Origin of the sequence: Moraxella sp. K1664, assembly GCF_039693965.1 — a bacterium.
Classification (GTDB): Bacteria; Pseudomonadota; Gammaproteobacteria; order Pseudomonadales; family Moraxellaceae; genus Moraxella.
This window is the reverse complement of sequence record NZ_CP155576.1, coordinates 1774731-1788854: the sequence shown is the minus strand read 5'-3', so window position 1 is coordinate 1788854 and position 14124 is coordinate 1774731. Positions and strand designations below refer to the sequence as shown.

The window sequence follows — 14124 nt, the reverse complement described above, 5'->3', positions numbered from 1 at the left end:
TTAATCAAAAAAGACCACTTTTTGTTAAGTTTAAAAACTTTCACCAAACCCATTTGGTTTTTATTAAATGAAAAATTAATCATTTTTTACTTATTAATTTAATTTTTAAAAATAAAATTGATGAAAATCTGATGAATTTTGTGGTATTTTTATAAAAAGTCTGCTTTTTGAATAATTTTTGCTTTATAATGAGTCATCTTTATTTATCATCGAGTTATTTTTATGGCAAAATTTTTAAGTCAAGCATGGTTTGATGAAGTCCAAACCCTAAACGCCAAAGCAGGCGAGCTAAACTTACCACCGAGTCTTGCCGACCTTGTTGTCAATGTCAGCATCACAGGCGACGACCCCAAAGAGCTACATCTAAATGCTGGCAAATTGGGTCAGTACCATGTCAATAATGCCATCAGCACCATCAACATCGACAGCGACACACTCGCCCAAATCATCTCGGGCAAAGACGTCAATGTCGCCCTAGAAGCCTTTATGATGGGTAAAATCCGCATTGATGGCGACATGTCAGCGGTCATGGCATTACAATCTGCCAAACCAAGCCCTGAACAAAAAGCACTGTACAAAGAGATTTTGGGCGTGACGGAGTTTTAGTTTTTAAAACCACATGGCTTAAAATGGCTTAAAACCACATAACACCCAAAACAAAACCCTGCCATAAACAGGGTTTTGTTTTTTTGGGGAGATATTTAATATACCCCAGTTATTTGCCATCATTGAAATTTTGGTAAGTGTCGCCTTGGCGGATATTGTGGCGTGTGCCATCATCAGCAAAGGCATACACGGTAACATCAACTTCCACACGGCGGTTGGGCTGTAAGCATCGGATTTGCTCAGCTCTGGGGGCGTTGGTATCACAGATGACGTGTGGCAGTGGCTGAGTTCTGCCCGCTCCTGATGCTGTCAGTGTGCTTGATGTTACGCCTTTACTAATCAAGTATTGGCGAACGGTTTGGGCACGGAGCATGGATAGGTTCATGTTATACATGTCATCGCCATAACGGTCGGTATGGCCTGTTAGGTTCACACGGCTGTCGCCACGGGCTTCCCATGCGATGAGCTTGGTGGCAAGTTCGTCTAGCTTAGCACGCCCTTCTGGGAGCATGTCTTCTAACTTCCACTTATCGAATTTAAAGAGTGCATCCGCTTCAAGCATGATTTTCTCTCTGGCTATCGGTGCTTGGACAATAACTGGCATGACAGGCGTTGCAACAGAGCTTGCGGGCATGGGCTTAGCATAGGCAGCACAGTCAGCAGGCAACCAATAAAACTCTTGACCCTTGAATTTGTCATCAAAAATCACCTTGTATTGGCAAATTTTGACCGAATTGTCCGCTTGGTAGAACTTCATGATGTAATCCCACTCACGGGCACGGTTCGCTTCATTAAAATGTGGACGACCAATAAGCTGATACAGCTCATCTTTGGCAACCCCCGGACGAATCTTGGAGAGATTCTCTCTGTTAGGGAACTGCCCATCTTTTTGCCATGCTTTGTCAAGCTCTGGAAAAACAATGTCGTCTTTGTTGTCAATGGTGCCACGCTCTGAGATGTTTGAGCTTAGCTGTTTTGTACCCATACAGCCCGTCACAAAAAGTGTGGCTAGAATGGTTGCACTTAGAGTTAATGCTTTCATGGTATTCCTTGGTTTAACTTTGATAAAATCTTATCATAAAATCTTGTGATGAAATCTTGCACCCACACTTAGTGGATGCAAGAATAAGCCCAATCAGAAGTGGAAGCCTGCACCCACTGCCACCCCTGCGTTACCTTGGGTATCGGCAGAGCCTGACATTTTGAGCACCCAGCGACCGTTATCAGAGAGCTTGGAGAAACCGACAGCCACCGCACCTTCGCCATTATAGCTTGCCATACCACCTGTCAGCATGGATTTGCCCGGTAGATAGGCCTGGGGCAGAGCCGCCATTGCCATCGCTGATGACACACCAGCATTGGCATCATCTGCCACGCCATCAATGCGAGCATTTAGATTGTCAACTTTTCTAGCGACTGCATGCAGCTGACTGCCATTTATCGCATCTTTACTGGTGGCTGAGATATCACCATCTGCAACACCCGTGATTTTATTACCCGCAACATCAACTTTATCTTTGGTAAACGATGGACCATTATTGATGGTAACGCCATTGTTGTTCAGAGTGGTGTCGCCTATGGTTACAGAACCAGTGTCGCCTAAGTTTAGGTTGTTTTTCAATGCGACTTTATACTTTTTGCCACCTGTGTCGTTGGTGCCATCTTCAATAACTGTCACGTTATCACCAGCGACAACACTTTCTTCTTTGGCAATTTGTGCTTTGGCTTCATCTGTCAAATCAACAGTGTAATTGGTTACATTGTTGTTGTCGGGCGTACCGGGAGTAACTTTTGCCATACCGGCACCTGATACTGTCGTTCCTTTGGCATTCACGGTATATGTTGTTTGACCCTTCTCTTCGCCTTTAACGACATTTGTGATATTTGTACCGGCTTTTACGATTGTATTGGCTGCCTGAATCGCATCATGAATATTATCTTTACTGGTATTACCGATATTGGTAAAGATAATATCGCCTTGCTTGTCAGAATCGTCGTTTAATTTAGCATTACCGCCAAAGTTCTTGACAACGCTATTGGCAAGGCTGCCAAGCCTATCTTGAGTTAGATACAGCTGGCTACCGTTGATGGCATCGGTTGACTTATCAGAAATCTCCCCTGCTGCCACATTCTTAATTTGGCGTTCTTTGCCAGCAGCCCCCACCGATACCGAACCGTTGTCGGTAGAGCCAACACCGGCAAAGTTGCCATAGGTAACACCTTTAACCGTCCCTTGTGTCTGGGGGGTGGCTACGGCGGTTACTGAGTTTGAGCCGAGTGCGACAGAGTTTGCGTGCTCGGCTTTTGCATTTTTACCAACAGCGACCGCCCCTTCTTGATTGGCTTTGGCTGCAACACCTAAAGCAATAGATGACTTGCCCGTTGATTGTGCACCGGCCGCCGCTGCAAAAGAGCCATCTGCTGTTGCGCTCGCACCTACACCCAAGGCGACTGACGTGTCGCCAGAAGCTTTCGTACGAGTACCGAACGCCGTTGCCAAGTCGCCAGCCTGAGACTGAACACCAATCGCTACCGCAGCTTTCCCTGCCGTGGTTGTGGCATAGCGTTTAGGCTTCCCCTCTGTAACGGTATTCTTGTTATTTTCAAAATGCACCAAAATATCGCCAGTGAGTTCTTTGTATTTCTTGGCAATATCGGTGTCATTATAAGATTCGGCTTCTTCTTTAGTAATATTTTCTTTAATATCACTCGGTTTTGTTCTTGAAGCAGCCTTATCCAGATCATCACCACCGATGGCAATCGATGAGTGACCTTCTGCTCTCGCCTGAGCACCCAAAGCGACTGATTGGTCTCCTGAAGCAGTGGCTTCATAACCGATGGCTACTGATTGCCCATGGTCATCTGGTTCTCCGTGACTAAAATCTTGACCTGGAGAGTTGTTAGGCTTGGCAAAGGTGCTCGCCTTATAGCCAATCGCCACCCCGCCATAGACCGTCTCTGAATTTACGCCGATAGCGACGTTTTGGGCGGGTTTGCCGTTATTATTACCTTGCTGAGCTTTCGCCAAAGCATTATCGCCGATGGCAATGCCTCCACTGCCCTCCACAGATGCTTTCATACCAGAATTGGTGTCTTTACTTATAGCTAAGGACTGGTTGTCTGTTGCTTTATTTTCTAAAACCTGTGCCCATGCCGATGATGATAACATCATTCCTGCTGCCAATGCGGTTAAGGCAAATGCCTTGGTGGCGGATTTTGGCAGGTTGTTTGAACCGACCATTTTTGCCGATGATTTACCTTGTGCTTTGGCAAATTCACAGACCGCTTGGAGAGTCTGGGTGGACTTGTTCCAAATGACACGATAAACATTATTCATAATTTTTCCTTGGTTAAGGTTGACACAATAAGCAAAGGCTCATGCTAAAATTGACTTAGATCATTGACGTCATGTCAAAACTGACAAATTTTGTCAGTTTTGGCAAGTTGTGATAAAAGTTTGTCAGTTGGTCATGCCAGAGCATGACCATAAAACGCACAGATCATCACAGCCATCAATTATAAAATAAGGCACCGTGAGTATGATTACCCACTTTGGTAACTTATTTTGATTCAATCACTTAATAATCAATAATCATGCAAAAATCATGCCAGATAAATATTAGAATATTCCAACATAACATAAAGTGCCTTTTATAAGTTCACTCATAAATATATACAACCAAGAAAACAAACAGCAATAAAATTATAAACTACACCGATAAAAACACTTTACCGTAAGACAATTAATCCCTTTAAAAAATTATGGAAAAGGTGTAGAATATATTCATTCCAAATTAAAAATCAGTATCAATCATGCCCAGCCAAGAGCGAGTACTCGCCCCAACAGCTAAGGTTATATCATGTCAGAACAACCAGATAATTCTGTAAAAAACACAGAAGACAACGGTGCCACACCCAAAGTTTTTGACCCCAAAGCAAGCGACACCACGCCTGCCACTAACACCGTCGCCACCCCCCCAAAAAAACCCAAAAAACCAAAACCCCCACCAGAGAAGCTGATACCGCATTCTAAGGACATGGACGCCACCAAAAAACGGGTGCACCCACGCTTTGTCTTAGGCAAATATCAGAACATTCGCTTGGTCAGTATGTATGCCATTTTGGTCATGTTTTTGGTGTTACCGTGGATAAAATGGGGTGGTCGTCAGGCGATACAGTTTGATGTCGCCGAACCAAAGTTTTATATCTTTGGGGCGACGTTTATGCCACAGGACTTTTATTTTTTTGCCTTTGTCTTTATGATTGCCGCCTTTACGCTGTTCATGGTGACGGTCTATGCAGGGCGTGTGTTCTGTGGCTATGCCTGCCCACAGACCATCTATGTACATCTGTATCAGCACGTAGAAAAATGGGTGCTGGGCGAGCGTAACAAACGCATAAAATTTGACAAAGAACCGAACAGCATCTCAAAAATCGCCAAACTCATGCTTATCCATGCCATCTGGGGCGTGATGAGCATGATTACCGCCATGACATTCATGTCACTTGTGGTCGGGACGGAGTACCTATTCTTTAATGGGGCAACACCGTTCTTTATGGGTTGGAGCAAGATGACATGGATATTCTTTGGTATCATCACTTTTGTCACACACATAAATGCAGGCTATATGCGTGAACATATGTGTGTCCATTTTTGCCCTTATGGTCGTTTCCAGTCGGTCATGTTTGACAAAGACACCTTGCTTGTCTCCTACGACTATGACCGTGGCGAACCCCGTGGGGCTCGCAAAAAAGGATCTCGACCCGAAGGCTACGGCGACTGTGTGGACTGCACCATGTGCGTGCAGGTGTGTCCTACTGGTATTGACATTCGAGACGGCTTGCAGGTAGAGTGCATTCAGTGTGCAGCGTGCATCGATGCGTGTAACGAGATTATGGATAAAGTCGGCTATCCCCGTGGTCTGATTCGCTACACCACCGAGCGTCAGCTTGTCCACAAAGAGAAAACCAAAATCATCAGTTTTCGTATCTTTGCCTACATCTTTATCCTTAGCGTGTTGGTGGTGGTCGCAGCGATGGTAGCCACAGGGCGTGACCCCTTAGAGCTAGAGATTCGCCACAACCGTCAGCAAATCAGTAGTATCGGACGTGATGGCATGATAGAGAACAGTTATGTCCTAAAAATCGTCAATAAGACCAATGAGCGACAAGTCTATAAAGTCAAACTAGAACCTGTCGATGGCTTGACCTTAAAATCTCGCTTTAAGGAGCTACCACTCAAAGCCAATGAGCCGTATGACTTGCCTGTGAGCATCTTTGGCGACCCTGCCAAAATCAGTGGTACCATGCCTGTCACCATCACCGTCTACACCGAAGATGGCAAGTACAGTGCCAGCAGACAAGACGTGTTTGTCTATAAGCCCTAAAAACAATCTCACAAAACAAAACTCTGTCTGATGACAGGGTTTTGTTTTTGTTGTTACAATGGGGACAATGTTTATATCGTGAATTAACCGCAATCACATCAATTTGTATTTTTAATGACTTACTTCAATCTCAACTTAGAGTTACAACTTATTGATTTTCAATGATTATTTTTGGGTTATAGGGCAGATTGCAATTTTCCCTTCGCAAATCAATCGCACAAAGTTAGAACAGGGTAATTTTTTATATGGCAAAGTGCATGCCACCACCTTTTAAATGAAAAATCTGATTGGTTCGTAATACGCACTTTACTACCAACTGGTGTATTTTGACGTTAAAGATTATATCAAACAATCAAAAAGGGCAGATATGAACCGACCCCCAAATCTTAGACATAAGATTAAAGGTTAGGTTGTTGCAAGTGGTTGTATTAACCCTAATTGGACTAAGTTTCTGTACTTAACAGGACTTAGTCCTTTTAATTTGCTCTTTATTCTATCATGATTGTAGTAGTGTATGTACTCATCAATCACTTGTTTAAGTTCATCTGTTGATGTAAATGTGGTTGTCTCATAAAATATCTCTTGTTTTAGCGTACCAAAGAAGCTCTCTATCACAGCATTATCCAAACAATTGCCTTTTCTTGACATGCTTTGGGTTAAGCCTTGTTCTTTTAGGGTTTGTTGATACTGGTGCATTTGATAGTGCCAGCCTTGGTCTGAATGAATGATGGGTTTGTCATCCATCTTTTCTTGGCTTAGCTTGGATAGGGCATCATTTAACATCTCTTTGACCAACTCATACGTTGGTCTGTCCTTCATCGTATAACTGACAATCTCACCATTAAACAAGTCGATGATGGGCGATAGGTAGAGTTTTCTTTGAATGACACTGCCATCATTTGCCTTGTCTTGTACTTTAAACTCGGTGATGTCTGTTGCCCACTTTTGATTGGGTTTGTCTGCTTTAAAGTCTCTTTTGAGTATATTGTCCTGAATGGTATCTTTGCCCATTGTGCCTTTGTAAGTATTAAACTTACGTTGACGACGAACCAATGCTTTGAGTCCAAGTTTAGCCATCAGTCGTTGCACTCGTTTATGATTAATGACCATGCCTTTTTGGGCAAGCTGATTGTTAAGCTCTGATGTGATTCTACGATAACCATACCTGCCCTTGTGTTGGTGGTAGATGTGGTTAATGTGTTCTTTTAAGTCAAGGTCTTTGTCAGGCTTTGTACTTTGACGAATGTGGTAATAAAACACACTTCTTGGCAAGTTTGACACTGCCAATAAGTCAGCAAGTTTGTGCTTATGCCTTAATTCTTGGATGATCAGGACTTGTTCTTTGTTTGTACTGATTGTTCCTTTTGACGAATTAAGGCATCTAGCTTTTTTAGATAGTCATTCTCTGCTCTAAGATAGGCAAGTTCATCAAGCAAATCATCCACACTTTTTTCGTGGTCTTGTTTGGTTTTCCAAGTTGATTTGGTTTTATTAGCGTTGTGTTTGTTTGACATTGCTTTTTTGCCTTTGGGTTTGGGTATTAGTCCCATTATACCAAAGGCTTGGTAGGACTTTAACCAAGTTGACAGTAAAGAAGGTTGTGGCAGATTAAGCTCTATGGCAAGTTGTGTAAGCGATTTGCCCTGTTGTATGGCTTGAACGGCATTAAGCTTAAAATCTGTGTCATAGACAGCCTTTGTGTGTCGTCTTTTTATGCCATCAATGCCATGTGCTTGATAGAGTTTAACCCATAGCTCTACGGTTGTGTGGTTTAGATTAAAGTGTTTGGCGGTTTGTTTGTAGCCATGATGATTAAGATAATACCCAATCACAGACAGTTTAAAGTCGGTTGTGTATTTTGCCATAAAAAGCACCCCAAAGGTTAGTGTGTCTAACTTTTGGGGTGCGGTTCAATGACTTGCCCTTTTTTGATGGTTAAATCCCATTTAAAACCACCCTGTTTAATCATCCCACACGCACCACATTCACATCGCCCATCTCGTCCCATATTTGGTGCGTGGCAATGGCAAGCACGCCAATCTCGCCTGCCTGTTGCATATCGGTTAGGCTCTGCCACACCTTATGGCGAGTGGTGCTATCTAGCCCTGCAAATGGCTCATCTAATAACAGCACCTTTTTGGGTGATAGAAGCAAGCGAGCCAGTGCCACACGCCGACCTTGACCGCCTGATATCGCCATGCCATACTCGCCAAGTGGCGTATCTAGTCCTTTGGGCTGGTGCTTTGCCCAGTCGGACAAGCCCACTTTATCAAGCACCGCCCACAGCTCATCATCACTCGCTGACGGCTTACCCAGTCGCAGGTTATCGGCAAGGCTTTGGTCAAAGATGTCTACGTTTTGCCCCAAAAAGCCAAATGACTTATCAAAATCCACATTATCCATGTCCACATCACGAAGAGCCGAAGTCCGCACCACCATCTGTCCACTCATGCGTGGCACTTCCCCTGCCAGCGTGGCAAGCAGTGTGGATTTGCCCGCCCCTGACGCCCCCATGATGAGCGTGGGCGTAGTTGGGGTAAGCATGGCACAGATACCGTCCACGCTCATGATAGCAGACGGCATTTTTATGGATAAGTCTTTTAGGATAAGGGTTGGATTGTCATCTATCGGCTGTTTTTGGGGCGTGCTGTCTGCACTCATCAGCTCATTAATGCGTGCTTTGGCATTGACACTTCTACCATACGCCAACGGCTCGCCCACCAGTGCCGAGACTATCTCCATCAGCCCAAACACCCCAAGTGTCAAGGCAAGCACCATGGCAGGATTTAGGGCAGTATGACCGTTTAGCGTTGCCACCGTAAAAGGGGAAATACCCTGCTCAAATATCCGCCCTGCCATCAGTAGCAGTAGCACCACCGCCAACGCAATGATAAGCTGAATGAGTGCTTGGGCGTTACGTCTGACTCGCAGTGTCGCCATCGTCAGCTGATGATGTCGCTCATCATACTCGCCAAGCTCCCGCACGCTGTCCTGCCATCTGCCCCACGTGATGAGAGCGGTTAGGGCAGGCAAGGTGTTGATGAGTTTGCTCTTGCGTAGCACCAAAAGCTCACTCTCACGCCGTGCCAGTTGCACGCCTTTATATAGGGTCATGACCGCAATGATGAGTGCCAGCCCCATGTGTAGCACGATAATCCACGCTGTCGGTATCATCACAGACACCATGAGCGACAGCACCGCCACCGCCACGACCGCCACCACAAAGGGCGACACCACTCGCAATGGGAACTCATCTAGCGTATCAATGTCCTTGACCAGCCTTTGCATGGTCTCGCTACTACCGCCCTTTTGCAGTCGCACCGATAACGGCAATCTCGCCCAATGCGAAAAAAACTTCACTCGCAAATCACGAAGTAGCCCAAACACCGCATGGTGCGACACCATCAAATCGCCATAACGGGCAAAGGTTCGCACGATAGCAAAACCACGAATAATGGCGGACGGCATAAGATAATTAAAGGCGTGCGACCCCACCGCCAGCACGCCTGCCACGCCTGCCATCGTGATAAACCACCCCGAGAGCATGACCAGCCCCAGCACCGACAATACTGTCGCTATGCCTAACAGCCATGCGATGAGCCACAGAAGCTTTTGGCTAAGTAATAACTCTCTTAGGCGAAATGGACGTCTGTTGGGTTGATTAGCCATGTTGCACCGCCTTTTGTTGTTTTTGCTCATACAATGCCGTCAAGTCATGGACGACATCAAAGTCCACCCCTACCCCATCGTGCGTAACCCAAATCACGGTCTTGCCGACACTCACACGAGACAATAACGCCTTAATTTTCTCTGCCGTCTCACTGTCCAAATGCTCGGTTGGCTCATCAAGTAGCCACACTTTGGCATTTTGTAATAATAACTGAGCAATGGCAAGCCGCTGCCCTTGACCGCCTGACAGTCCACCGCCACGCTCGGCAAGCACGGTATTCATGCCATCTGGCAACTGACTGATGATGTCCCACAGGGCAACATCGTTTAGCACCTGCACCAGTTCATCATTAGTGGCAGACGGTTTGGCAAGGCGTAAGTTATCGCTAATAGAGATTGGTAATAATGGCGTGGTCTGCGACAGATAGCCAAGCTGTGTTCTTAGTATATTCACATCAAGCTCATCATACCGCACCGCCCTGCCATCAGCGTGAATGACCACATCGCCGGCAAAGTCGCCAAAACCAAGCAGGATTTGTAATATCGTGGATTTACCCACGCCACTTGCTCCCATCAAGGCGGTGCGTTTGCCTGCGTCAAAGGTTAGGCTAATGGGCGATAATCGCACTCGCCCATCATCGCCAAATGCCGTGATGTTATTAAGATGAAAAGCAGGCGGACTGGTAAGATTGACCGCCACATCGCCCCCTGTTTTGTCTTTAAAATTTAGCATGGGGGCGATTGCTTTGGCACACGCCACCGCTTGCCCTTTGACATGATACTCTGCTCCTAGACGGCGAAGTGGTGCGTAAAACTCTGGCACAAGCAGTAGGATAAATAGTGCCGTGCCATAGCCTGTCAGCACCTGCCCCTTACCCCACGGCAAAATCCCCATCAAGCCAAAACCCAAATATACCGCCACCAAGGCAATGGATAAGGCGGATAAAAACTCTAACACCGCACTGTTTAAAAAGGCGATTTTTAACACGTCCATCGTGCGTTTGCGATAATGCTCGGAGCTATTTGCAATGTCTGATACGGCAATGTCCACCGCCCCCAGTCGTGATAAGGTATTGACCCCACGAATCCAATCCAAAAACCGCCCCCCAAGCTGTGCCAATGCGTCCATCTGCTCACGGCTTTTACGAGCGGTTGCGATACCGATGATTGCCATAAAAATCGGCACAAGCGGTGCGGTAAGTAGCAGCACCAATGCTGACGTAACACTATAAAACGCCACACACCCCGCCAAAATCAAAGGCGTGGTAACGGCAGTCATCTTTTGGACATGAAAGCGAGCATAACCGACCAGTTGGTCAGGCTCATCGATGATTTTACTTGCCAATGCCCCGTCCGCCCCAAAATCACGCCTTGCCTGCCCCAGCTCGCCTAACTTGACAAATAAGCGTTGTCTCACCGATTTGGCAACGGTCAGCCCTGCTTGACTCAGCAAAACATCACGTCCATAACCAATGGCAATGCGTACCGCCAAACACGCAAACAGCAGTCCCAAATTAAAGAGTAAGCCACTGCCCACCACCCTATCAGGCAATGGCACGCCCTGCACAAAGCTCGTCAGCCACCCATCAAAGAGCCACACCAGTACACACGCCTGCCCCACCAACACCAGCACGCTCGCGATGTCCAGCAAATACGCCATCATCATGGCTTTTTTGACCGGCTTAAAAGTCGCCCTTAAAAAGGCATTTGCCATGATGTCTTCTTGGGAGCGTCTGGGTTTTTTGCGTTTGGATTTTGGCGATGTCGATTGCTCTACATGGGGCGGATGTTTGGGCGATACGGTTGGGGTGATTGGCTCGGTCATGGTGTTGTTATTGTCAAAATTTAGCGTTACATTATCGCTAAATTTGGGGATAATTTCAAGGTAAAGATAACTCCCAACATCGCCCTTTGTGTTACAATATCGCCACTTGCTTATTTTTGCTTTATCTCATGTCAATCCGCCAAAAATTATACATTTTATTAGAAAATCACGATGATTCATCGCCTTTGGCATCGCCTGCCAAGATATTGGATTTATTTTTAATTACGCTCATTTTATTAAATACCCTAGCGGTGATATTAGAATCTGTGGATAACATTTATTACCCTTATCAGGATTATTTTAGGGCGTTTGAGTGGTTTTCTGTGATTATATTTGGAATAGAATATATCGCTCGTTTTTGGGTCATTGCCGAAAAGAACATTGATAGAGTTTGGCATACCCGTTTTAAATGGACGACAAGTTTTGGGGCAATTATTGACCTACTTGCCATAGTGCCGATATTTTTGCAAAGCATTAGTGGCATTGATTTACGTTTTTTACGGGTATTTAGGTTATTAAGGCTATTTAAACTTACCCGTTATTTTGATTCTTTGCGGATACTGCTCACCGTATTACAAAAAGAGCGTGGCTCATTTGGGGCGGTGATATTTATTTTAATGCTTCTTATCATATTGTCAGCAAGTGGCATTTATTTGGTGGAGTATGAAACCCAGCCTGATGAGTTTAATTCAATCCCTCATGCGATGTGGTGGGCGGTGGTAACCTTGACAACGGTGGGTTATGGCGATATTACGCCCATTACGCCTTTGGGTAAACTTTTGGGGGCGTTTATCACGATATTGGGTGTGGGGCTTGCCGCCTTGCCAGCAGGTATTTTGGCAACGGGACTGACCCGTGAATTAGAAAGCCAAAAACAGGCAAGTCTATATCGGCTTTATGATGAATTTATGGCGTTGTCATCAACTGAATTGCATGACAATGATAAAATAAATAACCTATCTGATGAATTAAAAATAGACCGCAAAAACCGCCAAGAAATCCTAACCCAAGTTTTGCGAGAAAAACGCCTATTGGCAAAAGAAAAAGAGCTTGATGAAAAAGAAAAGTCTTTAAATAAAAAATGCTTTTGTCCGTATTGTGGGGAGCGGGTGGAGTAAAAATAAGGGCAATCTTGAACCGACCCCCAAATCTTAGACATAAGATTAAAGGTTAGGTTGTTGCAAGTGGTTGTATTAACCCTAATTGGACTAAGTTTCTGTACTTAACAGGACTTAGTCCTTTTAATTTGCTCTTTATTCTATCATGATTGTAGTAGTGTATGTACTCATCAATCACTTGTTTAAGTTCATCTGTTGATGTAAATGTGGTTGTCTCATAAAATATCTCTTGTTTTAGCGTACCAAAGAAGCTCTCTATCACAGCATTATCCAAACAATTGCCTTTTCTTGACATGCTTTGGGTTAAGCCTTGTTCTTTTAGGGTTTGTTGATACTGGTGCATTTGATAGTGCCAGCCTTGGTCTGAATGAATGATGGGTTTGTCATCCATCTTTTCTTGGCTTAGCTTGGATAGGGCATCATTTAACATCTCTTTGACCAACTCATACGTTGGTCTGTCCTTCATCGTATAACTGACAATCTCACCATTAAACAAGTCGATGATGGGCGATAGGTAGAGTTTTCTTTGAATGACACTGCCATCATTTGCCTTGTCTTGTACTTTAAACTCTGTGATGTCTGTTGCCCACTTTTGATTGGGTTTGTCTGCTTTAAAGTCTCTTTTGAGTATATTGTCCTGAATGGTATCTTTGCCCATTGTGCCTTTGTAAGTATTAAACTTACGTTGACGACGAACCAATGCTTTGAGTCCAAGTTTAGCCATCAGTCGTTGCACTCGTTTATGATTAATGACCATGCCTTTTTGGGCAAGCTGATTGTTAAGCTCTGATGTGATTCTACGATAACCATACCTGCCCTTGTGTTGGTGGTAGATGTGGTTAATGTGTTCTTTTAAGTCAAGGTCTTTGTCAGGCTTTGTACTTTGACGAATGTGGTAATAAAACACACTTCTTGGCAAGTTTGACACTGCCAATAAGTCAGCAAGTTTGTGCTTATGCCTTAATTCTTGGATGATCAGGACTTGTTCTTTGTTTGTACTGATTGTTCCTTTTGACGAATTAAGGCATCTAGCTTTTTTAGATAGTCATTCTCTGCTCTAAGATAGGCAAGTTCATCAAGCAAATCATCCACACTTTTTTCGTGGTCTTGTTTGGTTTTCCAAGTTGATTTGGTTTTATTAGCGTTGTGTTTGTTTGACATTGCTTTTTTGCCTTTGGGTTTGGGTATTAGTCCCATTATACCAAAGGCTTGGTAGGACTTTAACCAAGTTGACAGTAAAGAAGGTTGTGGCAGATTAAGCTCTATGGCAAGTTGTGTAAGCGATTTGCCCTGTTGTATGGCTTGAACGGCATTAAGCTTAAAATCTGTGTCATAGACAGCCTTTGTGTGTCGTCTTTTTATGCCATCAATGCCATGTGCTTGATAGAGTTTAACCCATAGCTCTACGGTTGTGTGGTTTAGATTAAAGTGTTTGGCGGTTTGTTTGTAGCCATGATGATTAAGATAATACCCAATCACAGACAGTTTAAAGTCGGTTGTGTATTTTGCCATAAAAAGC

11 protein-coding genes are annotated in these 14124 nt (G+C 44.6%); 3 read left to right on the top strand and 8 right to left on the bottom strand.

All coding sequences use genetic code 11. The features are described from left to right. Window positions 1–222: 222 nt before the first annotated feature. Window positions 223–606 (top strand): SCP2 sterol-binding domain-containing protein, encoded by a 384-nt coding sequence (locus AAHK14_RS08960; protein WP_194092591.1) that lies wholly within the window; start codon window positions 223–225, stop codon window positions 604–606. 109 nt (window positions 607–715) lie between these two features. Here the strand turns inward: AAHK14_RS08960 and AAHK14_RS08955 are convergent, their stop codons facing one another. Beyond that, on the bottom strand, window positions 716–1648 hold the full coding sequence (locus AAHK14_RS08955; RefSeq protein ID WP_194092590.1) for an OmpA family protein: 933 nt from the start codon (window positions 1646–1648) through the stop codon (window positions 716–718). A gap of 93 nt (window positions 1649–1741) precedes the next feature. After that, a complete protein-coding gene (locus AAHK14_RS08950) occupies window positions 1742–3943 on the bottom strand; it encodes a YadA-like family protein (protein WP_194092589.1) in 2202 nt (733 codons plus the stop codon). A 700-nt stretch (window positions 3944–4643) separates the two neighbouring features. On the opposite strand from AAHK14_RS08950, the gene ccoG reads away from it, so the two are divergent. Beyond that, window positions 4644–5993, top strand: coding sequence for a cytochrome c oxidase accessory protein CcoG (gene ccoG, locus AAHK14_RS08945; RefSeq protein ID WP_065256481.1), 1350 nt, complete (start codon window positions 4644–4646; stop codon window positions 5991–5993). Between the two features lie 405 nt (window positions 5994–6398). On the opposite strand, the gene AAHK14_RS08940 is transcribed toward ccoG, so the two are convergent. The 4 genes from AAHK14_RS08940 to cydD form a co-directional block, all read right to left on the bottom strand. Then, the gene (locus AAHK14_RS08940) at window positions 6399–7319 is read right to left on the bottom strand and encodes an IS3 family transposase (protein ID WP_264753555.1); all 921 of its coding nucleotides are present in this window, start codon (window positions 7317–7319) and stop codon (window positions 6399–6401) included. A gap of 2 nt (window positions 7320–7321) precedes the next feature. Continuing rightward, the gene (locus AAHK14_RS08935; RefSeq protein ID WP_065256690.1) at window positions 7322–7858 is read right to left on the bottom strand and encodes a helix-turn-helix domain-containing protein; all 537 of its coding nucleotides are present in this window, start codon (window positions 7856–7858) and stop codon (window positions 7322–7324) included. Between the two features lie 100 nt (window positions 7859–7958). Then, window positions 7959–9662 (bottom strand): ATP-binding cassette domain-containing protein, encoded by a 1704-nt coding sequence (locus AAHK14_RS08930; RefSeq protein WP_065256110.1) that lies wholly within the window; start codon window positions 9660–9662, stop codon window positions 7959–7961. Then, window positions 9655–11487: a thiol reductant ABC exporter subunit CydD gene (cydD, locus tag AAHK14_RS08925; protein ID WP_156065119.1), complete on the bottom strand. Its 1833-nt coding sequence runs from the start codon at window positions 11485–11487 to the stop codon at window positions 9655–9657. Before cydD ends, AAHK14_RS08930 begins: the two co-directional genes overlap by 8 nt. A 128-nt stretch (window positions 11488–11615) precedes the next feature. Between cydD and AAHK14_RS08920 the strand changes: the two genes are divergently transcribed. Continuing rightward, a complete protein-coding gene (locus tag AAHK14_RS08920) occupies window positions 11616–12605 on the top strand; it encodes an ion transporter (RefSeq protein ID WP_194092761.1) in 990 nt (329 codons plus the stop codon). Between the two features lie 52 nt (window positions 12606–12657). Here the strand turns inward: AAHK14_RS08920 and AAHK14_RS08915 are convergent, their stop codons facing one another. Both AAHK14_RS08915 and AAHK14_RS08910 read right to left on the bottom strand, forming a co-directional pair. After that, window positions 12658–13578: an IS3 family transposase gene (locus AAHK14_RS08915; RefSeq protein ID WP_264753555.1), complete on the bottom strand. Its 921-nt coding sequence runs from the start codon at window positions 13576–13578 to the stop codon at window positions 12658–12660. Between the two features lie 2 nt (window positions 13579–13580). Continuing rightward, entirely contained in the window at window positions 13581–14117 is a 537-nt protein-coding gene (locus tag AAHK14_RS08910; protein ID WP_065256690.1) for a helix-turn-helix domain-containing protein, read from the bottom strand. Window positions 14118–14124: the final 7 nt, after the last annotated feature.

Excerpts from the sequence above, each read along its gene's own strand:
- AAHK14_RS08960 (WP_194092591.1), top strand. The coding sequence starts at position 223 with ATGGCAAAATTTTTAAGTCAAGCATGGTTTGATGAAGTCCAAACCCTA.
- AAHK14_RS08955 (WP_194092590.1), bottom strand. The coding sequence starts at position 1,648 with ATGAAAGCATTAACTCTAAGTGCAACCATTCTAGCCACACTTTTTGTG.
- AAHK14_RS08950 (WP_194092589.1), bottom strand. The coding sequence starts at position 3,943 with ATGAATAATGTTTATCGTGTCATTTGGAACAAGTCCACCCAGACTCTC.
- ccoG (WP_065256481.1), top strand. The coding sequence starts at position 4,644 with ATGGACGCCACCAAAAAACGGGTGCACCCACGCTTTGTCTTAGGCAAA.
- AAHK14_RS08935 (WP_065256690.1), bottom strand. The coding sequence starts at position 7,858 with ATGGCAAAATACACAACCGACTTTAAACTGTCTGTGATTGGGTATTAT.
- AAHK14_RS08930 (WP_065256110.1), bottom strand. The coding sequence starts at position 9,662 with ATGGCTAATCAACCCAACAGACGTCCATTTCGCCTAAGAGAGTTATTA.
- cydD (WP_156065119.1), bottom strand. The coding sequence starts at position 11,487 with ATGACCGAGCCAATCACCCCAACCGTATCGCCCAAACATCCGCCCCAT.
- AAHK14_RS08920 (WP_194092761.1), top strand. The coding sequence starts at position 11,616 with ATGTCAATCCGCCAAAAATTATACATTTTATTAGAAAATCACGATGAT.
- AAHK14_RS08910 (WP_065256690.1), bottom strand. The coding sequence starts at position 14,117 with ATGGCAAAATACACAACCGACTTTAAACTGTCTGTGATTGGGTATTAT.